The sequence below is a fragment of the Streptomyces sp. NBC_01264 genome (assembly GCF_026340675.1).
Lineage (GTDB): Bacteria > Actinomycetota > Actinomycetes > Streptomycetales > Streptomycetaceae > Streptomyces.
Genome location: NZ_JAPEOX010000001.1, coordinates 451,162 through 477,165 on the forward strand (window position 1 = coordinate 451,162; position 26,004 = coordinate 477,165).

Consider the following 26,004-nt stretch of genomic DNA (forward strand, 5'->3'; position numbering starts at 1 on the left):
CGGCCGTACCCGGTCACGAGGCCACCCCTCGACGGGCCGCGTGCCAGGCATCCGCGAACAGTTCGTGCGGCGGGACCGGGGACAGCAGGCGCAGGAACGGCATCTCGGGCTCCGAACTTCCGGCGCGGGCTCCGTGGGGGCCGAGCTTGACGGTTTCGAGCGGCGGATGCGGGGCTTTGAGGTCGGTCCACGGGCCGGGGAGGAAGGCCGTCCGGCCGGCGCGGGCCCGTCGGCCGGACTCCACCGTGCCCGCGGCCACCAGCTCCGCCTGCGCCGCCTTGTGCCGGGCCGGGGTCCAGCCGTTCCAGCGGCGCACGTTCTGATCGGTGGGGCGGGCCAGCGCCAGGAGTTGGAGGTACAGGGCGGCTGCGTCGAGGCCCAGCCCGAGGACGGCTCCGGCCTCGGCCACCAGCTCCGGCACACTGAGCGCCGGGTTGAGCTCGTAGCCGCCGGGCGGGACCGGGCTTGCGGCGGCGCGGGCGAGCATCCGGTCCGGAGCCGCGCCGCGGACCGCCTGGATCCGGCGGACCGCCGCCAGCAGCTCGGGCAGGTCCAGGGTCGCGCACAGCCGCTCGGCCCGCTCGGCCCGGGCGGGTTCGGCGAGCGCGGCCGGCCGCAGGAACACGTCGCGGCCGGGCACCGACACCACGAACAGCCCGTCGTCGTGGGCCGTGGAGACCACGGTGTCCTCGCGGTACAGGGGCCGGGGGCAGGGCAGCACCGTGCCCTCGTACGGGGTGAAGGCGGGGTCTCCTGGCACGGCCCGGCCCAGGGCCTGGTGCCGGCCGAGCGGGATCAGGGTGCGCGGGTCGTCCATCCGGGCCCGCAGGGCGGTGTGCACCGAAGCGGCCGCGGCGGCGGCCGGATGGCCGGCCGGCAGTTCGGTCAGCGCCCAGGCGACGACGGACGCCGGAGCCGCGTGCAGGGGGTGCTGTACGAAGACCGGACGGCCGGCGCTGCCGTCGGCCTCGGCGTGGTGGAGGGAGAGTCCGCCGTTCGCGGCGCCGACCAGGACGCCGGGGGCCGCGGGCACGCACCGGCCGGCGGCTTCCGGGCCGCCGGTCAGGGCGAGGACCCAGCCGGCGCCCAGCCCGAGATCGGCCTCCAGTGCGGCGGCGAGGTCCTCGTCTACGTACTGCGTGGCGCCGAGGAGTCCCACCCATGCGCGGGCCATCCGCTCGGCGGCGGCGGTCGTCCCGCCCGGCTTCCACAGCTCGGAGGGGTCCTGCGGGACGCCCGCGGCGAGCACCGCCCGGCAGCCGCCGTCGCCGAGGCGGTGGCGCAGCTCGTCGTACTCCCGGGCCATCGCCTTGTTCGCCTTGTACGGGGCTGCCCGCAGGGCCTTGAGGTGTGCGTCGTGGTCCTTGTCGTGGGGCAGCCCACCGAGCACCAGAGCGGCGATGGCCCGCCGGGCGCCCGTGAGCCGTGCGAAGGCTTCCACCGCCTCGGGCGGCAGGGCGAGCGGGCCGCGCCGGGCCAGGAGGTCCAGGAGCATGGGCAGGCGCCCCGCGTCGTCCCGGTGGACGGTGCGGGCCACATCGTCCGCAGGGCTGTCGTTCCCCGGGGTGTCCGTCGCGTGGTCGGCGGGCCGCACGGCGGGGGCGCCGGTACACCCCGCGGACGGGGACCCGGCCCCGGTGCGCCAGCGCCCGCCGCGTGCGGCGAACGGCTGGTCGGCCCAGGTCTCCAGCAGGGCGGTGAGGGCCCCGCGGTCCTCGTCTGAGGTGGTGCGGACGGCGGCGCGCCACGCCACCGCGTCGATGGAGCCGATCAGCGCGGTCCATGGCGCCGGGGCCGCCGGCAGGGCCAGTTGCCTGGTCTCGTCGTCGATCTCGCCGCGAAGGTGGCGTCCCTCGGCCGCGACGGAGGTCAGGGTCGCGGGGTGCGCTCCGGGTACGTAGGAACCGTACGGACGGATCTGCGGCAGCAGTCCGCCCAGCGCGGGGGCGAGGGCGGTGTCCGGGACCGGGCGACGCAGTACGACCGCCGGGCCCGCGCGCACGATGCCGACGCGGCGGGAGAGCTCCTCGCGGCGGCGCAGGACGTCGGCGGCGAGCCGCGCGGCCCGTACGACGCCGTCCAGCACCCTCGGTTCGGACACCGCGGGCAGCAGCCGGGCGACGCGGTCCCGGAGGGGGCCGTCGTCCGGAGAGGCTTCGTGGCCGCCGGTACCGAGGGCGGCGTCCAGGAGGGCCCGTACGGTCTCGCTCCCGAGCGCGCGCAGGGCCGCGGAGGAGGCCGCGTGGCGCGGGGCGAGGAAGTGCCAGAAGGCGGGCGGCGGGAACGGGCCCACACCGTGGCTCGAGGGACGGCCCCGCCGCGCGGCGTCCGCGGCGGGGAAGCCACGGGCCTCCCAGAGCAGCGAGTTGTCCTCGGCGGCGTGGCAGCGGACCGCCGTCTCGCCCGCCAGGACGGCGTCCTCGCCTCCCTGCGGCATGCGGATGATGCCCCAGGGCCGGCGGCCCGGGCGTCCGCTGCGGTAGCGGGCGCGGCGCCCGTCGACGCCTTCGAGGAGGAACTCGGTCGGCGAGGGGCCCGCGTACGGGGTGCGGTGCAGCACCCGGCACCCGGTGAGGTCGCCGTCCTGGCCCAGGGGCGATGCGGGGGCGTCCGGCGGGAGGGCGGCGAGCGTCAGCTGGTCCCCGAAGAAGGCCGTGCCCGGGGGCAGATCGGCGGAGCCGTGGAAGGCGGGCAGGGTGTGATCAGCGGCTCGGTCCCCCGTCACGGGGTCCACGCGCGCCCAGCCCTTGAGCCCGGCGAAGACCTTGGAGCTCCAGACGCGGGCGCCGTCGCTCATCTGGAAGTCGTGGTGGTCGATGCCTTCCCGGCCTCCGGGGCGCAGGACGCGCTCCCCGTCGTGGCGGCCGCCGCCGTCCCGGGTCTCGAACTGGTAGCCCAGACCGCCCTGGATGCTGCCGCCGTAGGGTCGCAGGCCGTAACCCCGGGCGGGCACGAAGACGTCCTCGGGGCGGTCGGACCAGAAGGCCAGGGATCCGAAGGCGTGGGCGGGGTCGGTGGACCAGCTGACCAGGAACTGCCCTCCCGCGTAGTGCACGACGTGGTGCGCGGCGTCCGCGGGCAGGGTGAAACCGGTGGAGGCACGGACGGAGCCGGGTGCCACGGCCACGGCCTTCGAGCGGCCGTAGACGGTCAGAACGGGCCAGGTGCAGGTGACCCCGGCGACCTCCTCGGGCGCCAGCGCGGCGAGCGCCTCCTCCAGGGCGGGCCAGCCCAGTTCCTCGGGGAGGCCGGCGCGCAGCGCACGGGCGAGCGGGCCGGCCGGGTCGAGGGCCGCGAGGGCCTCCTCGATGCCGTCCAGGGCGGTGGCCGTGGGCCGGTCCAGCAGGCCGGCCAGCTCCTCCAAGGCCTTGTCGGCGGCGGCGAGGCCGCCGCCCGCCAGGGCTCCGAGGAGGTTCTCGACGCGGGCGTGCACCTCGGCGGCGATGCCCGGGTTCTCCGGGAGCCGGGTGATGGCGGTGCCGCCGCCGCGCAGGCCGGCGTGCACGGTGCCCTCCAGCCGGGGCCCGAACACCGGGTCCGCGGCCAGGGCCTTGAGGTCGCGGCGCGAGCCGTCGCCCCAGAAGGTCAGCCGGATGCTGTCGCCGGGATCGGCGACGGCGATGCCCTCGGCGAGGCACAGGTCGAGGAGGTCCGCGTCGAGCCCGGGCCAGCGGTAGCGGTCCTCGTGCAGGGTGACCGGGGTACCGGCGGCGCGCAGCCGGGGCGCGAACCGGGTGACCAGGTCGAACAGTTCCTCGGGCATGGGCTGTCGGGCCACGCCGCCGTAGGGCACCCGGTGGTGGGAGTACGCGCGGGTGTAGCGGGCCAGCCAGGCGTCGGGGCCGCCCTCCGGTGCGATGCGCCCGGCGGCGGCCGCGTCGGCGGCGCCGGAGCGCAGCAGGACGCGCAGCCAGGCGGCCGCGTCGTTCCTCGATTCGGGGAAGACGTCCAGGAGGGGGGCCAGGACGTCCTCGTCCTGCGGGTGGTCGGCGAGGAGGGCGGCGACCGCGTCGAGCAGCGCGTCCGGCAGCGCCTTCCCGCGCGCGGCGCCGACCGTGCGTGCCAGCACCCGGGCCTCCTCGGAGCCGTCCAGGCCCGCGGCGCGCGCCGAGGCGCGGATCCGGCGGGCCAGGTCGGCGGGGAGCTCCCCGGGCGAGGCCGCCCACGCGGCGAGCGCCCGTACGAACTCCTCGTGTGCGGCGGCCGGATCCAACTCGGTGGCCAGCCACTGCTGGTGTCCGCTCAGCTCCTTGACCGGGAGGCCGCCGAAGCGGGCGAGGAACAGGACGTTCCGCCGCCGCCACGCCGGGTCCACGGGCAGGTCGTGCTCCCGCTCGGCCGTGCGGGCCAGGGTGTAGGCCCGTCCCGCGGTGCGCGTGTCCCAGGAGGCGAACCGGTGGGCCACCGTGTCCCAGTACCAGGGCAGATGGGCCGGGGGGAGCGGGCGGGCGAGGCCGACCAGCCCGTCGAGTGCGCGCCCTGCCTTCGGGTACGCCCGGGAGATCCGGTCGCGGACTTCGGCGAGCAGGCCGCGCGCGGCGTCCTCGGAGCCCGGATCGTGCGCGCGGGCCCAGTCCGCGTAGGCCTCGGAGTGGCTGGGTTCCGACGGGAGCGGGACGGCAAGGTTCATGATCCGATCCTGACACGCGCCGCTGACACCCCGCCGCCGGCTCCGCGCGGTCCCGGCCGCCCCATGTGCTCGGGCAGGATGTCCGGGTGCAGACATCGGAGTTGATCGCGCGGGCGGACGGACTGGCCGGCCAGGGCGTCCGGCGGATCCTGGGCATCGCCGGGCCTCCCGGTGCGGGGAAGTCGACCGTGGCGGCGCTGATCGCGGACGCGCTGGGGCCGGAGCGTGCCGTGGTGGTGCCCATGGACGGGTTCCACCTCGCGCAGGTCGAGCTGGAGCGGCTCGGGCGGGCGGAGCGCAAGGGCGCCCCGGACACGTTCGACAGTGCCGGATACCTCTGCCTGCTCCGGAGGCTGCGGGCACCCGGCGAACGCACCGTCTACGCACCGGCCTTCGACCGCTCGCTCGAGGAGCCGATCGCGGGCAGCATCCCCGTCGACCCGGGCGTGCCCCTGGTGATCACCGAGGGGAACTACCTCCTGCACGACGCGCCGGAATGGGCACCCGTGAGACCGCTCCTGGACCAGGCCTGGTACTTGGCGCCGGACGAGGGCCTGCGTGTGCGGCGCCTCGTCGACCGGCACGTCCGCCACGGCAAGGACGCGGAGTCGGCCCGCGCCTGGGTCGCCCGCTCGGACGAACCCAACGCCCTCCTCGTCGCACGCGGCCGCCACCGCGCCGATCTCGTGGTCGACGCCGGCTGACGATCGCGGCACGTCACCCCGGCCGCGTGGCCGGCCGGGGCCCGATGGCCGGTCCGGTGCTCGCCTCCGGATCCCGCCCCCCTGGCTCCGGGCGGACGGCCCTAACGCGGCGGCCGCGGTCGGCCCGGGCTCAGCTGGCCCGCCACGAGCGCCGCCAGGGCGAGGCCGAAGCCGGCGAGTTGGCCCGCGGTGAAGGCCTCGCCGAGCAGCAGCGCGCCGATGACGGCCGCGACCAGCGGTGACAGCAGGACCAGCAGGGCCGTCGCGGTGACTGGAAGGCGCCCGAGACCGCGGAACCACAGCACATGGGCGATGAAGCCGCCCACGGTGCCGAGCCACAGGTAGCCGGCCACCGCGGACCCGTCGAGGTGCGGAGGGGCTCCTTCGAAGAGGGCGGCGAGCGGGAGCAGGACGAGTCCGCCGGCCGTGAGCTGCCAGCCGGCGAGCGTCGCCGGGCCCACTCCGTCGGGCCGCCCCCAGTGCTTGGTGAGTACGATCCCCAGCGCCATCGACCCTGCCCCCGCGAGGATCCCGACCCCGTCGAGCCGCGCGTTCGGTCCGATGATCACGAGCCCGACGCCGCCCACTCCCGCGACGCCCCAGCCGATCCGCCACGCCGAGGCCCGTTCCCGCAGCACCACCACCGCCAGCCCCGCGACCATGATCGGCTGCACGGCGGCGAGGGTCCCCGCGACGCCACCGGGCAGCAGCTCGGCGGCCACGAACAGGAACGCGTAGACGGCGCCGATGTTGAGGTGCCGAGGACGGCCGCCTTCCACCACCACACGCCGTGCGGCAGTACCCGGGCGACCAGCACGAGCAGCAGCCCGCCGGGCAGCGACCGCAGCAGAGCGGCGAACAACGGGTGGCCGGGCGGCAGGAGTTCGGTCGTCACCGCGTACGTGGTCCCCCAGGCGGCCGGCGCGAGCGCGGTGGCGGCGATCAGCGCGAGCGTGCCGCCGGCCCGGCGCCGGACGGCTGCGGAGCCCGAGGTGGGCAGGGGCGGCGGGATCTGGCGCTGCCGGGGCGGGGAAGTGGTCATGCGTGGAGTCTCGGCCCGCCGCGATCCATGCGTCCAACACATGATTGTCATCGGACTGATCGCAGGGGAAGATGGATCACGTGGAACTCCGACAGCTCCGGTACGTCGTGGCCGTCGCGGAGACCCGGAACTTCACCCGGGCCGCCGCGCGTTGTTTCGTCGCCCAATCGGCGTTGAGCCGTCAGATCGGGAACCTGGAGCGCGAGCTGGGGGCGAAGCTGTTCGCCCGGACCAGCCGGCGGGTGGAGCTCACACCGGCCGGCGAGGCCTTCCTCGTCGGCGCGCGGCAGTGTCTGGAGGCCGCCGAGCGGGCCGTGGCCGACGCGGCCGCGGCGGTGGGCGAGGTCAGGGGCCGGCTGCTGATCGGGACCGTCCCGACGGTGGTCGCGGTCGACATCGCCGAGGTACTCCAGCGGTTCCGCGAGCGGCATCCCCAGGTGCGGGTGGGCCTGCACGTGGGCGCCAGTGACGCCATGACGGCCGAGGTCGCCGCCGGTGACCTGGACGTGGCCTTCCTCGGCCTGCCGGCCGGCCAGGAGCCACAGGGCGTCGCCGCGCTGGAAATCGGCCGGGAACAGCTCGTCGCCGTGGTCTCACCCGTGCACGAGCTCGCGGACCGTGACCGGGTCGGCCTGTGCCAACTCGCCGCTTCTCCGTTCGCCGACTTCCCGGCCGGGTCCCCGGGCCGGGTGCAGAGCGACCGCGCCTTCGAAGCAGCGGAATCGGAGCGCGAGGTCGCCTACGAAATGATGTCCGTCGATCTGATGACGCGCATCGTGGGCCGCAACCTCGCCGTTGCCCTCCTCCCCGCCGCCATCGCCCGAGGCAACCCGTCCGTCCGCGCTCTCCCGCTCACCGACGGGCCGAGCCGCGTCGAGTACCCCGTCTGGAGCAGCTTCAACCCGACGCCCGCGACCAGGGCGTTCCTTTCCGCGTTCCGGCCGTGAACCCGCGGGGCATGGTGATCCGGACCGTACGGCCAACCCGTACGGTCCGGATCACCGGAGCTCAGTTCAGGGCGTCCACGGCCCGAGCATGTCCTTCATCGCATCCGTCATCGCGAGTTGCAGCAGCGGACCATAGGTGATCCGCCTGACCCCCAGGCGGCGAAAGCGCTCGATGTCGTGCTTGACGGGGTGGGCCGTGGAGTTCACGGGAACGGCGATCGCACCGGTCACCGCTTCGAGCAGCTCGTCGTCGTCCTGGATGCGCACCGGGTAGACGCTGTCGGCGCCGGCGTGCTCCAGCGCCCGCAGCCGCTCGATCGCCTCGTCCAGGACGGCTTTGGCGTCCTGCGCGTGCGCGAAGACGTCGGTGCGCCCGTTGATCCAGACCGGGATCCCGGCGGCGTCAGCGGCCGCCCGCAGGCCGGCGACGTAGCGGGCGTGCTCCTGCGCACTGCGCAGGCGTCCACCCTCCGAGTGGACGGTGTCCTCGATGTTGAGGCCGACGCCGCCGACCTCGATGAGTCCGGCGACGAGATCCGCGGGCTCCTGCCCGTACCCCGCCTCCAGGTCCACGGACACGGGGACGTCGACGCCCGCGATGATCGGCCGGACGGCGGCGAGCACCTCCTCGAAGGTCTGTCCCTCCTGGTCCTGTGCTCCCCGGGAGGCGGCGAGCGGATGGCTGCCCACCGTCAGTGCGGGGAATCCGGCGTCGGCCGCCGTCCTCGCGGACCAGACGTCCCAGACGGTCGGCAGCACGAGCGGCTTGTACTCCGCGTGCAGTTGCTTGAGGCGTCGAGCGCGCTCGACTTTAGTGCGAAAGTCCATGCCGAGAACGCTACTCCCGCACCGCCACGAACAGCGTGACTGCGGGGCCGTGGCCTGCGGAGCGCCGCCCTGGCGGCTTGTTGCGTGGTTCTTCTTCTTTTTTGCGGATCGATGCTTCTCTATTGCACCTCCGTGCGCAGCTCCCTACGCTCTCCCGCGTCAAGCCCCCGCGGCAGCGGATGCGATGAGCAGTCGGAGGAGATCCAGATGGTTGTCACGCGTCGTACGGTTCTGCAGGCCGTCACCGCCGCCGGGGTCACCGGAGCTGTGGGAGTCGTCGGAGCCTCCCGGACCGCGCTCGCCGACGGCGCACGCGCGGCGAGCGCGCCCGGCGACGTCGTCGGCAAGGTCACCGTGGGATACCAGGGCTGGTTCGCGTGCGCCGGCGACGGCGCCCCGATCAACGGCTGGTGGCACTGGGCCCAGAACTGGGGCCAGACACCGTCCACCTCGAACAGGGCCATCGTGGCGTGGCCCGATGTCCGCGACTATCCGACCACCTACCGCACGGCCTTCGGGAACCTGGGCAACGGACAGCCCGCCTCGCTGTTCTCCTCCTACGACCAGTCGACCGTCGATGTGCATTTCCGCTGGATGAAGGAGTACGGCATCGACACCGCCGCGCTCCAGCGCTTCAACCCCACCGGGGGTGAGGGGCCGACCCGCGACGCGATGGCGGCGAAGGTGCGCGGCGCGGCCCAGTCCCAGGGCGTCAAGTTCTACGTGATGTACGACGTTTCCGACTGGACCTCCATGCAGGCGGACATCAAGGCCGACTGGGTGAACAAGATGCGTGCCCACACCGGCTCGCCCGCGTACGCCCGGCAGAACGGCAAGCCCGTGGTGTGCATCTGGGGCTTCGGCTTCAACGACAACCAGCGCCCGTTCGCCCCGGATGCCTGCCTGGATGTCCTCAACTGGTTCAAACAGCAAGGCTGTTACGTCATCGGCGGCGTGCCGACCTGGTGGCGGACGGGAGACCGGGATTCGCGTCCCGGCTTCTCCGGGGTCTACCACGCCTTCGACATGCTCTCGCCGTGGATGGTCGGCCGGATCGGCAACGCCGGGGACGCCGACAACTTCTACAACGTCGCGACCGTGCCCGACCTCGCCGAATGCGCCGCGCACGGCATCGACTACCAGCCGTGCGTCCTGCCCGGCGGGGTGACCGAGCGGCAGCGCGCCCACGGCGACTTCATGTGGCGGCAGTTCTACAACATGGGCCGGGCCGGGGTCCCGAGTGCGTACATCTCCATGTTCGACGAGTACAACGAGGGCAACCAGATCGCCAAGACCGCTGAGTCCCAGCTGTGGGTGCCCACCGGATCGGGCCTCGCGGCCCTCGACGAGGACGGGACCGCCTGCTCGTCCGACTACTACCTGCGGCTGACGGGCGACGGCGCCCGGATGCTGAAGGGGCAGATCCCCCTCACCGCCGTCCGCCCGACCCCGCCGGTCGTCGGCGGGGACACGGCCCCGCCGACGCCCCCCGGCAACCTGCGCGCGACCGCCGTGACCGACACCACCGTGACGCTGGCCTGGACCGCGTCCACCGACGACATCGGCGTGACGGGCTACCGGATCCGCCGGATCACCGGCGCCGGCGCCACCCCGGTCGGCACGGCCCCCGGGAACACCACCACGTTCACGGTGACCGGGCTCACCGCCTCGACGTCCTACACCTTCGACGTGCAGGCCCTCGACGCGGCAGGCTCCGTCTCCCAGCCGTCCGGGCAGGTGACCCCGACCACCGCGGCCGACGGCTCCCCCACCGTCGACCTGGCCCTGAACCGGCCGACCGCCGAGAGCAGCCACACCCAGGTGTACGGATCGGGCAACGCCGTGGACGGGCAGGCGAACACGTACTGGGAGAGCACCAACAACGCCTTCCCCCAATGGCTCCAGGTGGACCTGGGCAACTCCGTCGGTGTCCGCCGCATCGTCCTCACCCTCCCTCCGGCCACCGCATGGGCCACCCGTACCCAGACCGTCGCCGTCCAGGGCAGCGCCGACGGCGCCTCCTTCAGCCAACTGCTCGGCCCCTCGGCCCGCACTTTCGACCCGTCCACCGGGAACACCGCCACCCTGGCCCTCCCCGCCGGCACGGCGGCCCGCCACCTGCGGCTCGTCTTCACGTCCAACACGGGCTGGCCCGCCGGCCAGGTCGCCGGGTTCCGGGTGTACGGCGCCTGATCACCGGGCGGTCCCCGGCGCCCCCGGCGGCAGGCACAAAAGGGGAGAGCGGGGGCGTCGGGCCGTGGTGGCCGGTAGCGTGACAACAGCCGACACGAGGAGGGGACATGACCCGACGCAGGAGCGCGGCCGAGGTGTTCGACGCGCTGGGTGAGCGGTACGAGGACCTGTTCGGCTCCGTGCCCGAGCAGTCGGAGGCCCTGGACTGGCTCGTGGGGCGGCTGCCCGCCGGGGCCCGGGTGCTGGACGTGGGCAGCGGCACGGGCCGGCCGACGGCCGAGGTGCTCGTCCGTGCCGGGCATGCCGTGACCGGGATCGATGTTTCGGCGGCCATGGTCGAGACGGCCCGTGTCCGGGTTCCGGGGGCGCGGTTCGAGCAGGCCGACGTGCGCACGTACGTACCCGAGGCGGTCGGCTTCGACGCCGTGTGCTCCTTCTTCCCGCTCCTGGTCATGGACCAGTCGGACATCTCGGCGGCCCTCGACCGGATGGCGTCCTGGATCGCGCCGGGCGGTTACCTCGTGCTGGCCACGGTCCCGGGAGACATCAGGGGGCTGGACATCGAGTGGATGGGCCATCCGGTGACCGTCAGCAGCCTGTCCGCGGACCAGCACCTGCGGCAGCTGACGGCGGCCGGCCTCGAAGTGCTCCACCACCACACGTCGTCCTTCGTACCCGCGGACCCCCTCGCGGGGCCCGAGGAGCACTTCTTCTGCTACGCGACACGACCCGCGTGACCGCCCCGGCGGCCCGGCGGCCCGGCACGACCTGGAGGCGTCATCCCGGGCCTACGTCTTCCGACAGGTGACCTCGGCCCCGCGGTACGGGAAGCGGCCCGCTTCCTGTCTGTTCGTCAGTCTTCGTGTCCGAGCCGTAGGTCCCGCTCGGTGCGCCCGCCGCCCGCGACCCGTAGGACCGTCGCCACCGGCGGATAGCCCGCCGCGATGACCGTGTACTCGCCCGACGGCAGGTCGATGAAGCGGAAGGTCCCGTCCGGACCGGTGGTCAGGGTGTCCACCACGTTGCCGGCCGCGTCGAGCAGGGTGACCCTGGCGTCCTCGACCGGCCTTCCCGCGCCGGCGCGCACGGTGCCGCGCAGGACCGCGCCACCCGCGAGTTCCACGTCCTGGCGGGTCTCGCGGGAGGCCTGCACGCTCACCGGCAGTGCGGCCGGCCGGAACGCCGGGGCGCTCGCGGCCAGGGTGTACTCCCCCGCCACCAGCTCCGAGATGACGTACGTGCCCTCCGGGCCGGTCCGGGTGGAGGCGACCACCTCGCCCCGGATGTCGGTGAGGGTGACGGCCGCGTCGCGGACCGGGGTGCCGTCGGGCGTGAGGACGGCGCCGGCCAGCCGCCCGGCCCCGCCGAGCACCACGTCGAGCTCGACCGGCCGCTCGCCCACGGTCACGCTGACGGCCTGCGGCTGATGGCCGGCGGCCGCCGCGATCAGGACGTACGAACCGGGGCCGCGCACGCTCAGGGCGTAGCGTCCGTCGGCTCCGCTGGCGCCCCGGCCGACTTGATGGCCGCTCACGTCGATCAGGGTCAGGGCGGCGCTGGGGACCGTACTGCCGTCGGGGTGCTGGACGGTTCCGCGGACCGGTAGTCCCCCCTGCTGGGAGGCGTCGGTCGAGGTCCGTGCGGCCGGGACCTCGCCGGGGAGCGGTTGCGGGAGGGCCTCGGAGAGCGGGGAATCGGCTGCGGGGGCGTTGTGGGACACCAGCGGTTTCTCCTTGAGGAAGCAGGCGATGAGCAGGCCGAGGACGAGCACCGGCACGAGGTAGAGGAAGATCCGCGGCATCGCCTCGGCGTAGGCCGCGATGTACGCGTCCCGGACGGCCGGCGGCAGGGAGTGCACCAGTTGCGGGGTGATGGCGGAGGGGTCCGGGAGCCCGGCGGCGACGGGCAGCCGGTCGGCGAGGGCGTCGGTCAGCCGGCCGGCGAAGACCGTGCCGAAGACGGCGGCGCCGATGCTGCCGCCCATCTGCCGGAAGTAGTTGTTGGCGCTGGTGGCGGTGCCGAGGTCGGTGGGGCGCACGGAGTTCTGCACGGCGAGGACCAGCACCGGCAGCACCAGCCCGATGCCGATGCCGAGGACGGCCATCCACAGGCTGTAGGTGAGCTGGGTGGTGCCGGTCTCCAGCCGGGACAGCAGCCACATGCCGAGGGTGGACAGCGCCCCGCCGAGGACCGGGTAGACCTTGTACCGGCCGGTCCTGCTGATCAGCTGGCCGGAGCCGATGGAGGCGACGACGACCCCGCCCATCATCGGGAGCATCAGAAGCCCGGACTCGGTGGCGGTGGCGCCCTCGACCATCTGGAGGTAGGTCGGCAGATAGCTGGCGGCGCCGAAGAGCGCGATGCCGACGACGGCCCCGACCAGACCGGTGACCGTGAAGACCGGGTCGCGGAACAGCCGCAGCGGAATGATCGGCTCGGCCGCGTGGTGCTCGGCGACCACGAAGAGCAGGGACGTTCCGGCAGCGCCGACGGCGAGCCCCAGGATCATCCGCGAGTCCCACGCGTACTCGGTGCCGCCCCAGCTGGTCAGCAGCACCAGGCAGGTCGAGGCCGCGGCGAGGAGTACGGCGCCGATCACGTCGAGCCGGGGCCTGACCGCGGGCTTGGGGAGCTTCAGCACGACGGCGATGACGGCCATGGTGATCAGCCCGAACGGGACGTTGATGTAGAAGCACCAGCGCCACGACGCGTGGTCGGTGAAGAAGCCGCCGAGCAGCGGTCCGGCGACGGACGCGAGGCCGAAGGCCGCGCCGATCAGCCCCATGAAGCGGCCGCGCTGCCGGGGCGGCACGATGTCCGCGATGATCGCCTGCACACCGATCATGAGCCCGCCGGCTCCGATGCCCTGGACCGCGCGGAAGGCGATGAGCTCGTTCATGGTGCGCGACCAGCCGGCCAGCGCGGAACCGATGATGAAGACCACGATGGCGAACTGGAAGACGCTCTTGCGTCCGAAGAGGTCGCCGAGCTTGCCGTAGAGCGGCAGCCCGATGGTGGAGGTGAGCAGATAGGCCGTGATGGCCCACGACATCCGGTCCAGGCCCTGGAGTTCCCCGACGATCTTCGGCAGCGCCGTGGCGACGATCATCTGTTCCAGCGCGGCGAGCATCAGCGCGAGCATCAGCCCGAAGAACACCAGCCGGACCCGGCGCGGGCTGAACTCCTCGGGCGCCGTGCCCACTGAGGCGGAGGACGGCGGCCCGCTCGCGACGTCCCGGCCTCCCTGCTCGGGACCGCTCCCCTTCTCGAAGCGGACCGGAGCCGGCCGCGTGGCGGCCTGTTCGTCCGTCACCAGAGTGATACCGCCCACGTACTGCTCCCCTCGTTGCCTCAGGCAATCTCGCCTGCGCCGCCCTTTTCTCGCATTCGGCAACAACTGTGGCAAACGCGCGGATTGACGTCCTGGACCCGCCCGACGGGCATACGTGCCGGTGGGACGGGGTGCCGCGAACGATCGGCCGGCACGGAGAACCACCCGATCCGGTGAGGGGCCGCACCGGCCCGCAGCCGCGGAGCCACGCCCGCGTCGACAGCCGGGAGCTGCCGGTGGATGAATTCGACTGGACGTCGCGGGCTGGTTGCAGGAGCCGGTCTCGCGGCAACTGCGGTGCGTGGGCGGCGTCGCAGGTGATAGGCCTTGGACCGTGGCCTCGCGGTCCTTCCACCCGGACCGTGCACGCGGTCGCCGCCGGTCCAGTTGAGGAGAAGGTCTGTTGAGTCCCTCGTTCCACGCTCTGCACCACACCGACCGACCGCTGCTGCTCCTGCCCAACGCCTGGGACTTCGCGTCGGGCGCGGCGCTCGCCGCCGCCGGTTTCGCCGCCGTGGGTACGACCAGCCTCGGCGTTGCCGCGGGCAACGGTCTTCCGGACGCCGCCGGACTGGCCCGTACGGAAACCCTCGCGCTGGCCGGACGGCTGGTCCGGCTGCCGTGTCCGGTCACCATCGACATCGAGGCCGGGTTCGCCTCCGACCCGGGAGCGGTGGGCGACCTCGTGTCCGAGCTGGCCGGCATGGGGGTGGCCGGGATCAACATCGAGGACGGGCGCGGCGACCGCCTCGCCGACCCCGGGACCCAGTCGGAGCTGATCCGGGCGGTGAAGCGTCGCGCGCCCGGAGTCTTCGTCAACGCCCGGACGGACCCGTACTGGTTGGGAGTCGACGCCCCGTTGTCCGCGACGCTCGAGCGCGCGAAGCGGTACGCGGACGCCGGCGCCGACGGGATCTTCGTACCCGGCATGGCCGAGGAGGAGCACATCGCCACGGTGACCGCTGCCCTGCCGCTCCCCGTCAACGTGTTGTACGAGCCTGCGCTGGGCCTTCGACGCCTCGCGGACCTGGGCGTGCGCCGCGTCAGCACCGGCTCCCTGCTGTTTCGCGCATCCCTGCATGCCGCCGTCGGCACGGCGCTCGCGATCCGCGACGGAGGCGACTTGCCGACCGGGATCCCCGGCTACGCGGAAGTCGACGCGCTCAGCCGCCCGCCGGAGCCCCACTGACCATTGCGCTGCTCCGTGCCGCACGACGCGTCGGCCCGGGCAGGCCGCCCGGTCGGCCGGCCTGGTCAGCGGTAAGGGCTCCAGCCCCCGAAGCGGGCCATGAGCTTCCGTGCAGCGTCCTCGTCGAGCCCGAGGGCGGCCGCGGCCTGACCGGTGTCGAGGTCGTTGGCGGTGCCCCGGGCCGCCCAGTAGCCGACCCGCCCCGCGGTGACCTCCAGCCGGCGGGCCGCCCGCACCGCCGCGACCGGGGAGGTCTTGGCCAGTTTGTCGATCTCCTCCTCCAGGCGCTCCAGCAACGTGGTGACCGTCTCCGGCAGAGGGACGGTGGTCGCCTCCACCTGCTCCGTGTGTTCGTCCCAGTCCTTGAGGCAGGCGTCCGCCTGGTCCTCCCCGCCGTCGTCCAGGTCCTGCTCGCCGATCGCCTCCCAGTCCAGACGGTGCTCGGGGCCGACCCAGCCGCAGGAACACACCGCGCGCAGCGCGGCCGCCCGCGGGACGTGCGTCCAGTGGCCGTCGTAGACGCTCCACTGGGAGACGGCCTGCCCTCCCGAGCCCGAGGCGCTGCCGAAGTGGACCGGGTCCGGAACAGTGCCGTCGGCCAGGAGCACTCCGACCGCTCCCGCATGGGAGGAGCCGAACTCTTCCGTGGTCCATGTCTCACGTCTGCCCTCGCCCATGGCACTCCTCCAGCTGGCTGTCCCACGATGCTCGGTGCCACCGGCCGGCGGCGCCCGTGTACGACGATGCCGCAGCCCTACCGGCGGCCGGTCCCGAATCCACGAACAACTCACGTACCCGGAGCCGGTGTGGTTCAGGTTCCCCAGCAGGAGTACGTCGGCACGCGGCTGCCGTGGCGCGCAGCTGCGGGGCGACGCCGGCGTCCGGTGATCTGCGCGGGTGGAGCTTCGCGACGGCCGGCCGCGGGGGTGGTGCGCCGGAAGCGGTCAGGGACGGGGGACTTCGGCAGCGCCGCCTGCCGTGACGGCGTCGAGGACGCGCTCGTGGAACGCGGCGAGACCACCGGGTGGGAGCGGGACCGGACTACCGGCGAGCGTGTACGACTCGTCCGCGCCGGTGTACTGGATGCGGACCTGAGCGGTGCCGTCCGGGCCGGCCTGGGTCGTCACGCTGACGTCGCCGGTGATGACACCGACCTCGTCCGTCATCGCTCCGCCGGGACCCGCCTTCACGTGAGAGGTCAGCCGATCCGACTGCTGGTTGGTCATGAGGGTCACGTCTCCAAGATTTCGATCAGCTTCGCCTTCTCCGCCAGGGCTTCCCGTACGCCCGCCCCCTGTACGTCGCCGGCGCGTGCCACCGGCCTCGGCGCCTGCGCCCCACTCAGTCTGCCCCTTCCCCTCGGCTCCCCCTCGGCTCCGCTCGGCTCAGGAGCTCGTGAGCCTCTCGACCTTCCGGGCCGCAGCCTTCACGCGCGTGCGCGCCTTCGCAGCCGCGCGTCCGGCCTCCCGCCGGCCGGCGACGGCATCCGCCTTCGCCGCACGTGCCGCCTCCAACTGCCTCGTCGCGGCCTGTACGCCTTCCTCGGCCGCTTCAACCGCCGCGCGTGCACGCTCCACCAGCTCCAGCGCGGCCGCCTGGCCCGCCTCCAGACGCTCCACCTCCGCCCGAGCCTCGGCCAACTCCCCCTCGGCCGCCTCCACACGCTCTCGGCGTGCCCGTGCAGTCGCCGCGTCCGCATCGGCATCCGCGTCCGGTGCCGGTGCCGGTGCCGGAGGGGGCCGGTGGCCCGTCGGGGATCCGGCGGGTGGCGGCTGCATCGATCGTGGCGGTGCGGCGCCCGGCTGCGGTTCGAGACCGGCGAACCCCGACTCCAGGTCCGGGGTCGTCGCGAGACGGCCCGCCTCCCACTGCGCGGCGACACCGGCATCGGCGAGCACCGCGTGGAGGATCTGCTCGACCTCACGCTGCACCGACTCGCTCACCGCCTGCCCCGCCTCGTCGGCCAGGGTGCGCGCCGTGCGCGCGAGCTCGCCGATCACCACGTGCTGATCGTGCGACAGCTTCCGCAGCTGTCCTGCGTCCAGCGTCCGGTGCGCCGTACGGAGCGCCTCGCCGAGCTGGACCAGCCCGTGCGCCTCCTCGGGCCGCCGACGGGCCAGGAGACCGGCTGTCCACGCCGCGACCGTCGGCCTGCGCAACGCGCCGATCGCCTTGGCGAGGCCCTTGTCGCCGGCCTTCCGCGCCTTCGCCACCCGCGCGTTCCGGGCCGCGGTGAACTCCGAGGGTCTGAGCCCGTACAACTCCGCTGCCACCGACTCCACGTCCATGACCGAAGTCTCCCGCTCACCCGGCAGCCCGTCCGGCACCTTGCCGGACACCGCGCGTCGGCGGGCGGTGCCGTCACCATCCGCGGTGCCTGTTCGTCGAGCGGCTAGTCTCGGGGCATGCGGATCTGCGTTTCCTCGGACATGGACGAGCCCGTGGCGCGCGCCCTCCTCAAGCAGCTGCGCGACCGCGGACATCATGTGGTGGCTTACGGGGCGCTGAGCCCCGGCGACGATCCACAGTGGGCCGTCTGCTCGCAGGTGGCGGCCCGCGAGGTCGCCGCCGGGAACGCCGATCAGGCCGTCGTGTGCTGCTGGACCGGTACGGGCGCGTCGATCGCCGCGAACAAGGTGCCCGGCGTACGCGCGGCCCTGTGCACCGACGCCTACACCGCGGACGGTGCGCGCCGCTGGAACGACGCCAACGTACTGGCCCTCAGCCTGCGCCTGACCTCCGAACCGCTCCTCAAGGAGATCCTCGACGCCTGGTTCGCCGCCGAGGCGAGCACGGACCCCGAGGACCGGGACAACGTGGCGCGCGTCGAGCGGCTCGACGACACCGGAACCGCATCCTGAGGAGAGGCGGGGCAAGGGCTACGGCACGAGGACGATCTCGCCCTGGACCCGGCCGGTTTCACTGAGCTCATGAGCCTTCGCCGCCTCGGCGAGCGGGAGCGTCTCGGAGAACGTGGGGCGTATGCCGTGGGTGTCGACGAGTTCGGCGAAGGCGGTGAGTACGGCGGGGGTGGGTTCCAGGAAGAACTCCACGCATCGCACCCCGAGTTCGGCGGCTCGGGTGGTCACCTCGGTACGGTCCACTCCGACGCCGACGACGTCGACCAGGATGCCGCCCGGGTTGATGGTGGGCAGGGAGCGCGGGCCGTAGTCGCTGCTGATGGTGTCCAGCACGGCGTCGATGCCGCGCAGGGCCGAGAAGTCTTCCACCGTGTAGTCGATCAGCTCGTCGGCGCCGAGTCCGCGCGCAGGTCGTCGTGCTTGGCGGCGCGGGCCGTTCCGATGACGTACGCACCCCGGGCCTTGGCGATCTGCACGGCGAGGTGGCCGACGCCGCCGGCCGCGCCGTGGATCAGCACCCGCTGGCCGGGCCGCACCTCGGAGAGGGTGAATAAGGCCTGGTAGGCGGTGAAGCCGGAGATCGGCAGCGCGGCGGAGCCGACGTGGTCGAGGGTGCGCGGCCTGGGCGCGATCCGGTCTTCGGTCACGACCACGTGGTCGCCGTGGCTGCCCCGCGGCGGGACGGTCCAGCCGTAGACCTCATCACCCGGGGCGACGCCGGTCACGCCCGCGCCGATGGCCTCCACGGTGCCGCTGAACTCGTGGCCGAGGACGAACGGCGTCGGGCCGAAGAAGTCCACCTTGCCGATGCGGACCTTCCAGTCCGCAGGGTTCATGCCGGTGGCGCGTACACGCACCAGGACCTCGCCGGGGCCCGGCGAAGGAAGGGGTGGTCCACCGCCCGCTTCCGGATGCGGCGGGGCACCGCTGCCTCGCACAGGCTGCGGGCGTGTTCCCGGTCCCCTGACTCCCGGTGGCCGGAACTCGCCCGAGGTCGAGGGACAGATGCGTACCAGCTGGTAACTTGCGCGAGTTGATCATGTTTGCGGCCGTGGCCGGCCGCGCTCCCGGCCCGAGCCACCCCACCCGTCTCGCTCAAGGAACCACATTGGCACGCATCGCCCGGACGACCTCCCTCGTCTCCACATCCGCCCTCGCACTCACCCTCTCCCTCCTCGCCACCGCCTCCCCCGCGTCCGCCGCGGACGCGCCCACACCACACCTGGACTCCGTCGAGCAGACCTTGCGTCAGGTCTCGCCGGGCCTGGAGGGCTCCATCTGGGAACGCACTTCCGGCAACCGGCTCGGCTCGTCCGAGCCCGGGGGCGCCGACTGGCTGCTCCAGACGCCCGGCTGCTGGGGCGACGCCACGTGCGCCGACCGGCCCGGATCGCGCCGTCTTCTGCAGAAGATGCGCCAGGACATCGCCGACGCCCGGCAGACGGTGGACATATCGACACTGGCGCCCTTCCCCAACGGGGGTTACCAGGAGGCGATCGTCGACGGCCTGAGGGAATCGGTCCGGAAGGGCAACCGGCTGAAGGTGCGCGTCCTGGTGGGCGCCGCACCCCTCTACCACTCCACCGTGATCCCGTCGTCCTACCGGGACGAACTGCTCGCGCGGCTGGGCCCCGCCGCCGCGAGCGGCATCACCCTCAACGTGGCCTCGATGACCACCTCGAAGACCGCCTTCTCCTGGAACCACTCCAAGCTCGTGGTGGTGGACGGCAGTTCGGTCATCACCGGTGGCATCAACAGCTGGAACGACGACTACCTGGACACCACCCACCCGGTGAATGACGTCGACCTCGCGCTCTCCGGGCCCGCGGCGGGCTCGGCCGGCCGCTACCTCGACTCCCTGTGGGACTGGACCTGCCGGAACAAGGCCAGCTGGAGCGCGGTCTGGTTCGCCGCCTCACCCGGCGCGGACTGCATGCCCTCCCTGCCCCGGCCCGCCTCGCCGCAGGGCGGGGGCGACGTGCCCGCGCTCGCCGTCGGCGGACTCGGCGTGGGCATCCGTCAGAAGGACCCCGCCTCCCCGTTCCGCCCGGTCCTGCCGACGGCCGGTGACACCAAGTGCGGTATCGGCCTGCACGACTACACCAACGCCGACCGGGACTACGACACCGTCAACCCGGAGGAGAGTGCCCTGCGCGCCCTGGTCTCCAGCGCGAACTCGCACATCGAGATCTCCCAGCAGGACGTGCACGCCACCTGCCCGCCGCTCCCCCGCTACGACGTACGCCTCTACGACGCCCTCGCCGCGAAGCTCGTCTCCGGCGTGAAGGTCCGCATCGTCGTGAGCGATCCGGCGAACCGCGGCACGATCGGCAGCGGCGGCTACTCACAGATCAAGTCCCTCTCCGAAGTGAGCGACGCCCTGCGCGGCCGGGTGACGGCCCTGACAGGTGACGGCGCCCGGGCACGGACAGCCCTGTGCGAGAACCTCCAGTTGGCCACGTTCCGGGCCTCCGACGCGCCGACCTGGGCCGACGGCAAGCCGTACGCCCAGCACCACAAGCTCGTCTCGGTCGACGACGCGGCCTTCTACATCGGCTCCAAGAACCTCTACCCCTCCTGGCTGCAGGACTTCGGCTACGTCATCGAGAGCCCGGCCGCGGCCGCGCAGCTCAAGAGCGACCTGCTGGACCCGCAGTGGCGCTACTCCCGGACCACCGCGACGTACGACCACACCCGCGGCCTCTGCCAGGACTGACTCCCCCCGTCCCACGGCGTGGCCGTCACCTTCGATGGTGACGGAGGAACCATCACCCCCACGGCAGGGCGTGTGCCCCGGCGAGGAGGAGAGCCCCTGCGCGTTATCCACGCCCCGTGCGGGGTATCGGGCAGCCGGGGAGAGGGGGAGGCGTGCGGACTGGCTTCGTGCGGGCCGCGGCCGGGCTCGGGGTTCTGGTGGTGCTGACGGTCGCCGGGTGGCTGGTGTGGGTGCTGCCCGGCCCGCAGCTGGGAGCCGTGCTCGGCGTCGGGCCGGTGGACGGGGTCGTCGTGGTCCAGGAATGCCACGAGGCCACCGATGAGGAGGGCTACGCAACCGGTACCGACTGCACCGGCCACTACACCCCGCGCCGCGCGGGCGAACCCGCCCGGGCGATGCTCCTCGACACGGCCGCCGAGGAGTACCGTCCCGGATCGGCCGTGCCGGTCCGGACGGCGAGGGGGCGCGCCTACGAGTTCTCCGGACTCGCCGTCTTCAACTACGGCACCGCCACCGGCCTGTTGCTCGTGCCCTTCCTCACTCTCACGGCTTATCTAGCCGCCTGCGTACGCCGCCGCAACGGCCACCCGCCCGAGCCTGACGGCTATCTGTTCGCCGGTCTGGCCGGGCTGGTGGTCGTCATCGTGCTGGGTGCAGGGATCGGTTTCCTCGTCTCGATCGGCCGGGCAATCCTCTGAGCGGATCAGAGCAGCGCGTGCGGGTACTCCGCGGCTCGCTGCTGGAAGGCCAGGACCGCGGGGTTCTGGACGGTGCCGCCGCGGATCTCGATCGCTCGGCGAATGGTGTGGTCGTCGTCCCAGCCGGCCGGCCCTTCCAGGACCGACCGCAGGAAGGGAATCAGCGCCTCGCTGTTCTCCCAGGTGGCCGCGTCCCACAGGTAGGAGGGGCTGTGATCCACGGCGTAGTAGTGGACCTGGTCACCGACGGTGAACATCGGCGCGGTGAAGGTGGTGGGCCGGGCCCAGGCGAAACCCATGCCCTCGTCGCAGGAGACGTCGATGACGAGGGTGCCGGGCAGGAGCTTCGACAGGTCCTCCTCTATCAGGAACATCAGCGGCGCCGCCGTGTCCTGCAGCACGCAGTTGACGATGATGTCGTGCCCGGCGAGGAAGTCGGCCAGCGGCTCCGGGCCGTCCTCCGTGACCACGATGCTGCGCCGCGGGTCGAGGGTGTCGTCGGCGACGTCGTGGTCGAAGTGCACGATCCGTGCCGAGTGGATCGGTGAGCTGACGGCGGCGATGCCGCGCGCGGTCAGCACGTCCACATCGTGAACGCCCAGCGCGCTGAGCGCGGTTACCGCGCCGCGGGCGGTGGCGCCGAAGCCGATCACCACCGCACGCCGGCGCCGCCCGTAGTCACCGGTCGCCCCGGTCAGCTGCATGGCGTGGAGCACCGACGAGTAGCCGGCCAGTTCGTTGTTCTTGTGGAAGACGTGCAGGCTGAATCCGCCGTCCCGGGTCCAGTGGTTCATCGCCTCGAAGGCGATCACCGTGAGCTTGCGGTCGATGGCGGCCTGCGTGACCTTCTCGTCCTGCACGCAGTGCGGCCACCCCCACAGCACCTGCCCGTCCCGCAGGTCCGCGAGGTCTTCGTGCAGCGGTTTGGCCAGCAGGATGACGTCGCACTCCGTGATCAGGTCCTCGCGCGAGCGGAAACCGGCGACCCATGGAGCGAGCTGTTCGTCCGAGACACCGAAGTGTTCGCCGTAGCCGGTCTGCAGGTAGATGCTGGGCTGGAGGTCGGCATCGATGCGTTCGAAGTGTGCTGGGTGGATCGGCAGACGGTACTCGTTCTCTTTGCGTGTCTGCGACATGATTCCGAGCTTGAGCTGCTGCAAAATGCCCCTTTGATTGTTACCTGTCTAACACACGCCGGAGCCGAGGGGATCTCGCCGGCGGTGACATTTGTACGGTCCGGGTCCGTACACGCGGCTCTTCCGCCTGCCCCGGGTCCCTCCGTAGCGTTTTGGACATGACGCAGACGACGCTCAAGACGGCGGGGGCAGGGCAGGGGGAAGAGGCGACGGCCGCGGTGCGGTTCCGGCACGTAGCCAAGTCCTTCGGGACCGTACGGGCCGTGGCCGAGCTCGACCTCGACATCCGGCGCGGCGAGACCGTCGCCCTGCTCGGCCGCAACGGCGCCGGGAAGTCCACCGCCATCAGCCTGCTGCTCGGGCTGAACGAGCCCGACGCGGGCGGCGTGCGCCTCTTCGGGGACCGTCCCGAGCGGGCTGTACGGGCCGGCCGGGTCGGCGCGATGCTCCAGGAGGGGCGCCCCGTGCCACGGCTCACCGTGCGGGAGCTCGTCGGCTTCGTCGCCCGGACCTATCCCGCCCCGATGCCCGTCGCCGAGGCCCTCGGCCTGGCCGGGCTCACGGAGGTCGCCGGCCGCCGCGCCGACCGGCTCTCCGGCGGTCAGGCCCAGCGGGTCCGCTTCGCCGTCGCCCTCGCGGGCAACCCCGAGCTGCTCGTCCTCGACGAGCCGACCGCCGCCCTCGACGTCGAGGCCCGGCGCGCCTTCTGGGAGTCCATGCGGGCCTACGCCCGGCGCGGCAACACCGTCCTGTTCTCCACGCACTACCTGGAGGAGGCCGACGCCCACGCCGACCGCATCCTGGTCCTGGACCGGGGCCGCCTGGTCGCCGACGACACCGGTGACGGGCTCCGGCGCGCCGCCGGCGGCTCCGTGGTCGCCCTCGACCTGGCCGGCCGCTCCACCGGGGAGCTGGCCGGGCTGCCGGGGGTGATCGCCGTAGAGGTGCGCGGGGAGCGCGCGAGGCTGCGTACGAGCGACCCTGACGCCACCGTCGTCGCCCTCGTGCACCGGGGCGACGTTCGTGGACTGGAGGTCACCGGCGCCTCCCTCGAAGACGCCTTCCTCGCCCTGACCAGCTGCGAGGCCGACGCCGAAGCCACCCCCGCGGAGCGTGTCCGATGATCGTGACGGCGTACGTCCGCCTCGAAGTCCGCCGCGCCCTGCGCGACACCGGATTCGTCGTCTTCGGCATCGGCATGCCGGTGGTGATGTACCTCCTCTTCACCAACCTCGGGACCGACGCCGCCGAGTGGAAGACCGCCTCCATGGTCGCCATGGCTGCCTACGGGGCCCTGGGCGCGGCCCTGTCGACCGGCACGGGCATCGCGGAGGACAAGGGCGCCGGCTGGCTGCGCCAGCTGCGGGTCACCCCGATGACCCCGCGCCAGGTGGTGGCTGGCCGGGCGCTGACCGGTTCGGTGGTCGTGCTGCCCGCCATCGCCGCCGTGCTCGCGGCGGGCGCGCTCGTCAACGGGGTCCGTCTGGACGCCTGGCAGTGGGCGGCCGTCGCCCTCGCGCTCTGGCTCGGTGCCTTGCCGTTCACCCTGCTCGGCATGGGCAACGGCTACCGCCTCACCGCCCAGACCACCGGCCTCGCCAACGTGGCCTGCAACCTGCTGCTGTCCATCGTCGGCGGCCTCTGGTTCCCGGTCGAGCTGTTCCCGCACTGGCTGCGCTCCCTCTCCGCCCTCACCCCCACCCACCGCTTCGCGGAGATCGGGCAGTCCCTCGCCGCCGGCGCGGCTCCCGCCGCCGCGGCGGTGGCGGTGATCGCGGCCTGGGCGCTGCTGTTCGGTTCCTACGCGGTCCTCTCGTACCGTCGGTCCGCGAGGACGGTGTAGGCGATGGGCGCGGTCCGCGGAGCGGAACGGTGCACGGAACGGGGCACGGAGATGGGGAACAAGCGCGAGCGGCGCGGGTCCGGACCGATCGGGGTGTCCGGCGGGCTCACCCTGCTGCCCTGGCTCCTGCTGGGCATGGGGGCCTTCTCCAACATCCTGCAGGGCAGGACGCCGAACCCGGTGATCGGCGGCGCCGGCCTGCTGATCTTCAACTCCCTGTACATCAGCGTGGTGTTCCGCGCCTTCCACAAGCGGTCGCGGGAGGCCGCGAGCACCCGTTGGTGCCTGGTCGTCATGGGTCTGGTCACCTGCGGACTCGCCCTCGGCTACGGCGGCAGCTGGCTCACCTTCTTCCCCCTGCTGGGCCTCGCCACCGGAGCCGTGCTCCGGGGCCGGACGCTCGGGGTGGCCGTCATCGGACTCAGCGCCGTGGGCGGGGCGATCGCCGTGTACCACGACGGCTGGGGAGCGGTCGGCGTCGTTTACGGGACCTTCCTGTCCGGCATGGTCACCGCGGCCATCCTCGCCCTGTCGGAGACCGTACGGGAACTGCGCGAGACCCGGCAGGAGCTGGCCCGGGCGGCGGTGGAACAGGAGCGGCTGCGCTTCTCCCGGGACCTGCACGATCTGCTCGGCCACACCCTGTCGGTGATCGTCGTGAAGTCGGAGGCGGCCCGCCGGCTCGCGCCCCGCGACCTTGACGCTGCCCTCGCCCAGGTCGCGGACATCGAGTCCGTCGGGCGCCAGGCCCTGGTCGAGATCCGGGAGGCCGTCACCGGCTACCGCGAGGCGAGCCTGGCCGGCGAGCTCGACCGGGCCCGGGGCGTACTGACCGCCGCCGGAATCGAGCCCGTCGTACGGCAGTCGGGACCGCCGCTGCCCGCGCGGACGGCGGCGCTGCTCGGGTGGGTGGTGCGCGAGTCCGTGACCAACGCGATCCGGCACAGCGGTGCGACCCGCTGCGAGATCGAGGTGCGGGGCGCGGCGGAGCGGGTCCGGCTGGTGATCACGGACGACGGGGGCGCAGGCGTAGGCTCGGACCCGCCGGACGATGGTCCGAAGAGTGGTGATCCGAAGAGTGGTGGTCCGCCCGGCGGTGGTCCGGCGGGCAGCGGTCTGAAAGGACTCGCCGAACGGCTCGCCGCGGCCGGCGGCACCCTGGGCAGCGGCCCGGCCCCGGGCGGCCGGGGCTTCCGGGTCACCGCCGAACTCCCGGTGGACGAGGACTCCGTACGACCGGTGGCCGAACTGGAAGGGGAGGGCCGATGATCAGGCTCCTGCTGGCCGAGGACCAGGGCATGATGCGCGGCGCCCTGGCCCTGCTGCTCGGGCTGGAGGAGGACATCGAGGTCGTGGCGCAGGTCGGAGCCGGGGACGAGATCGTGCCCGCCGCCCTGGCGACCCGGCCCGACGTGGCCCTGCTCGACATCGAACTCCCGGGCCGCAGCGGGCTCGACGCGGCGGCGGACCTGCGCCGCGAGTGCCCCGGCTGCCGGGTGCTGATCCTGACCACCTTCGGCCGGCCCGGCTATCTGCGCCGGGCGATGGACGCGGGGGCGGCCGGCTTCCTGGTGAAGGACGGGCCGGTCGAGGAACTGGCCGAGGCGGTACGCCGCGTGCTCGCCGGGGAGACCGTGATCGACCCCGCGCTCGCGGCCGCGGCCCTCAGCGCGGGCCCGAACCCACTGACCCCGCGAGAGGTGGACGTGCTCAGCGCCTCCGTGGACGGTGCCACCGTCGCCGACATCGCGGCGAGGATCCACCTGTCGGAGTCGACCGTACGCAACTACCTGTCCTCGGCGATCGGCAAGACCGGAACCCGCAACCGCATGGAGGCCGTCCGCGCCGCGCGCCGCCAGGGCTGGCTCTAGGGCCTGTCGTCAAGC

General features: G+C 73.3%; 21 protein-coding genes and 1 pseudogene. 12 read left to right on the plus strand and 10 right to left on the minus strand.

Features of this window, described 5'->3' with window-relative positions:
* Positions 1–13 precede the first annotated feature (13 nt).
* On the minus strand, positions 14–4,630 hold the full coding sequence (locus tag OG435_RS02030; protein WP_266874957.1) for a hypothetical protein: 4,617 nt from the start codon (positions 4,628–4,630) through the stop codon (positions 14–16).
* An 86-nt stretch (positions 4,631–4,716) separates the two neighbouring features.
* Between OG435_RS02030 and OG435_RS02035 the strand changes: the two genes are divergently transcribed.
* The gene (locus OG435_RS02035) at positions 4,717–5,334 is read left to right on the plus strand and encodes a nucleoside/nucleotide kinase family protein (protein WP_266874958.1); all 618 of its coding nucleotides are present in this window, start codon (positions 4,717–4,719) and stop codon (positions 5,332–5,334) included.
* Between the two features lie 13 nt (positions 5,335–5,347).
* Here the strand turns inward: OG435_RS02035 and OG435_RS02040 are convergent.
* Positions 5,348–6,376, minus strand: a pseudogene (locus tag OG435_RS02040) (EamA family transporter).
* A gap of 80 nt (positions 6,377–6,456) precedes the next feature.
* On the opposite strand from OG435_RS02040, the gene OG435_RS02045 reads away from it, so the two are divergent.
* Complete coding sequence (locus OG435_RS02045) at positions 6,457–7,323, plus strand: LysR family transcriptional regulator (protein WP_266874959.1); 867 nt, start codon at positions 6,457–6,459, stop codon at positions 7,321–7,323.
* 66 nt (positions 7,324–7,389) lie between these two features.
* Here the strand turns inward: OG435_RS02045 and OG435_RS02050 are convergent, their stop codons facing one another.
* Positions 7,390–8,151: an isocitrate lyase/PEP mutase family protein gene (locus tag OG435_RS02050; protein ID WP_266874960.1), complete on the minus strand. Its 762-nt coding sequence runs from the start codon at positions 8,149–8,151 to the stop codon at positions 7,390–7,392.
* 207 nt (positions 8,152–8,358) lie between these two features.
* On the opposite strand from OG435_RS02050, the gene OG435_RS02055 reads away from it, so the two are divergent.
* Positions 8,359–10,344: a discoidin domain-containing protein gene (locus OG435_RS02055; RefSeq protein ID WP_266874961.1), complete on the plus strand. Its 1,986-nt coding sequence runs from the start codon at positions 8,359–8,361 to the stop codon at positions 10,342–10,344.
* A gap of 107 nt (positions 10,345–10,451) precedes the next feature.
* On the plus strand, positions 10,452–11,081 hold the full coding sequence (locus OG435_RS02060; RefSeq protein WP_266874962.1) for a class I SAM-dependent methyltransferase: 630 nt from the start codon (positions 10,452–10,454) through the stop codon (positions 11,079–11,081).
* Between the two features lie 116 nt (positions 11,082–11,197).
* Here the strand turns inward: OG435_RS02060 and OG435_RS02065 are convergent, their stop codons facing one another.
* Entirely contained in the window at positions 11,198–13,675 is a 2,478-nt protein-coding gene (locus tag OG435_RS02065; protein ID WP_266874963.1) for an MFS transporter, read from the minus strand.
* Positions 13,676–14,078: 403 nt separating this feature from the next.
* Between OG435_RS02065 and OG435_RS02070 the strand changes: the two genes are divergently transcribed.
* Positions 14,079–14,864: an isocitrate lyase/PEP mutase family protein gene (locus tag OG435_RS02070; protein WP_266874964.1), complete on the plus strand. Its 786-nt coding sequence runs from the start codon at positions 14,079–14,081 to the stop codon at positions 14,862–14,864.
* A gap of 65 nt (positions 14,865–14,929) precedes the next feature.
* On the opposite strand, the gene OG435_RS02075 is transcribed toward OG435_RS02070, so the two are convergent.
* From OG435_RS02075 to OG435_RS02085, 3 genes are all read right to left on the minus strand, one after another.
* Complete coding sequence (locus tag OG435_RS02075) at positions 14,930–15,541, minus strand: hypothetical protein (protein ID WP_266874965.1); 612 nt, start codon at positions 15,539–15,541, stop codon at positions 14,930–14,932.
* 267 nt (positions 15,542–15,808) lie between these two features.
* Positions 15,809–16,090, minus strand: coding sequence for a hypothetical protein (locus OG435_RS02080; RefSeq protein WP_266881500.1), 282 nt, complete (start codon positions 16,088–16,090; stop codon positions 15,809–15,811).
* Positions 16,091–16,249: 159 nt separating this feature from the next.
* Entirely contained in the window at positions 16,250–17,152 is a 903-nt protein-coding gene (locus OG435_RS02085) for a hypothetical protein (RefSeq protein WP_266874966.1), read from the minus strand.
* A gap of 117 nt (positions 17,153–17,269) precedes the next feature.
* Here OG435_RS02085 and OG435_RS02090 point away from each other — a divergent pair, with 117 nt between their 5' ends.
* On the plus strand, positions 17,270–17,725 hold the full coding sequence (locus tag OG435_RS02090; RefSeq protein WP_266874967.1) for an RpiB/LacA/LacB family sugar-phosphate isomerase: 456 nt from the start codon (positions 17,270–17,272) through the stop codon (positions 17,723–17,725).
* A gap of 18 nt (positions 17,726–17,743) precedes the next feature.
* Here the strand turns inward: OG435_RS02090 and OG435_RS02095 are convergent, their stop codons facing one another.
* Together OG435_RS02095 and OG435_RS02100 are read right to left on the minus strand one after the other, a co-directional pair.
* Positions 17,744–18,094, minus strand: coding sequence for a zinc-binding dehydrogenase (locus OG435_RS02095; protein WP_266874968.1), 351 nt, complete (start codon positions 18,092–18,094; stop codon positions 17,744–17,746).
* 11 nt (positions 18,095–18,105) lie between these two features.
* Entirely contained in the window at positions 18,106–18,561 is a 456-nt protein-coding gene (locus OG435_RS02100; protein WP_266874969.1) for an NADP-dependent oxidoreductase, read from the minus strand.
* Positions 18,562–18,833: 272 nt separating this feature from the next.
* Here OG435_RS02100 and OG435_RS02105 point away from each other — a divergent pair, with 272 nt between their 5' ends.
* The gene (locus OG435_RS02105; RefSeq protein ID WP_266874970.1) at positions 18,834–20,441 is read left to right on the plus strand and encodes a phospholipase D-like domain-containing protein; all 1,608 of its coding nucleotides are present in this window, start codon (positions 18,834–18,836) and stop codon (positions 20,439–20,441) included.
* A gap of 152 nt (positions 20,442–20,593) precedes the next feature.
* Positions 20,594–21,139, plus strand: a complete 546-nt coding sequence (locus OG435_RS02110; protein ID WP_266874971.1) for a hypothetical protein — start codon at positions 20,594–20,596, stop codon at positions 21,137–21,139.
* A gap of 5 nt (positions 21,140–21,144) precedes the next feature.
* Here the strand turns inward: OG435_RS02110 and OG435_RS02115 are convergent, their stop codons facing one another.
* Positions 21,145–22,299, minus strand: a complete 1,155-nt coding sequence (locus tag OG435_RS02115; RefSeq protein WP_266874972.1) for a N(5)-(carboxyethyl)ornithine synthase — start codon at positions 22,297–22,299, stop codon at positions 21,145–21,147.
* A gap of 134 nt (positions 22,300–22,433) precedes the next feature.
* On the opposite strand from OG435_RS02115, the gene OG435_RS02120 reads away from it, so the two are divergent.
* The 4 genes from OG435_RS02120 to OG435_RS02135 are packed head-to-tail and all read left to right on the plus strand — an operon-like array spanning position 22,434 to position 25,989.
* Positions 22,434–23,399, plus strand: a complete 966-nt coding sequence (locus OG435_RS02120; RefSeq protein WP_266874973.1) for an ABC transporter ATP-binding protein — start codon at positions 22,434–22,436, stop codon at positions 23,397–23,399.
* A gap of 2 nt (positions 23,400–23,401) precedes the next feature.
* Positions 23,402–24,118: an ABC transporter permease gene (locus OG435_RS02125; protein ID WP_266881501.1), complete on the plus strand. Its 717-nt coding sequence runs from the start codon at positions 23,402–23,404 to the stop codon at positions 24,116–24,118.
* Positions 24,119–24,169: 51 nt separating this feature from the next.
* Complete coding sequence (locus OG435_RS02130; protein ID WP_266874974.1) at positions 24,170–25,387, plus strand: sensor histidine kinase; 1,218 nt, start codon at positions 24,170–24,172, stop codon at positions 25,385–25,387.
* Positions 25,384–25,989: a response regulator transcription factor gene (locus OG435_RS02135; protein WP_266874975.1), complete on the plus strand. Its 606-nt coding sequence runs from the start codon at positions 25,384–25,386 to the stop codon at positions 25,987–25,989. The genes OG435_RS02130 and OG435_RS02135 overlap by 4 nt, the downstream gene beginning before the upstream one ends.
* The last annotated feature ends 15 nt before the right edge of the window (positions 25,990–26,004 follow it).

Bases quoted from the DNA above. Each gene is read 5' to 3' on its own strand.
- OG435_RS02120 (WP_266874973.1), top strand. From the start codon at position 22,434: ATGACGCAGACGACGCTCAAGACGGCGGGGGCAGGGCAGGGGGAAGAG.
- OG435_RS02030 (WP_266874957.1), bottom strand. From the start codon at position 4,630: ATGAACCTTGCCGTCCCGCTCCCGTCGGAACCCAGCCACTCCGAGGCC.
- OG435_RS02050 (WP_266874960.1), bottom strand. From the start codon at position 8,151: ATGGACTTTCGCACTAAAGTCGAGCGCGCTCGACGCCTCAAGCAACTG.
- OG435_RS02135 (WP_266874975.1), top strand. From the start codon at position 25,384: ATGATCAGGCTCCTGCTGGCCGAGGACCAGGGCATGATGCGCGGCGCC.
- OG435_RS02130 (WP_266874974.1), top strand. From the start codon at position 24,170: ATGGGGAACAAGCGCGAGCGGCGCGGGTCCGGACCGATCGGGGTGTCC.
- OG435_RS02075 (WP_266874965.1), bottom strand. From the start codon at position 15,541: ATGGGCGAGGGCAGACGTGAGACATGGACCACGGAAGAGTTCGGCTCC.
- OG435_RS02080 (WP_266881500.1), bottom strand. From the start codon at position 16,090: ATGACCAACCAGCAGTCGGATCGGCTGACCTCTCACGTGAAGGCGGGT.
- OG435_RS02085 (WP_266874966.1), bottom strand. From the start codon at position 17,152: ATGGACGTGGAGTCGGTGGCAGCGGAGTTGTACGGGCTCAGACCCTCG.
- OG435_RS02060 (WP_266874962.1), top strand. From the start codon at position 10,452: ATGACCCGACGCAGGAGCGCGGCCGAGGTGTTCGACGCGCTGGGTGAG.
- OG435_RS02100 (WP_266874969.1), bottom strand. From the start codon at position 18,561: ATGAACCCTGCGGACTGGAAGGTCCGCATCGGCAAGGTGGACTTCTTC.
- OG435_RS02090 (WP_266874967.1), top strand. From the start codon at position 17,270: ATGCGGATCTGCGTTTCCTCGGACATGGACGAGCCCGTGGCGCGCGCC.
- OG435_RS02055 (WP_266874961.1), top strand. From the start codon at position 8,359: ATGGTTGTCACGCGTCGTACGGTTCTGCAGGCCGTCACCGCCGCCGGG.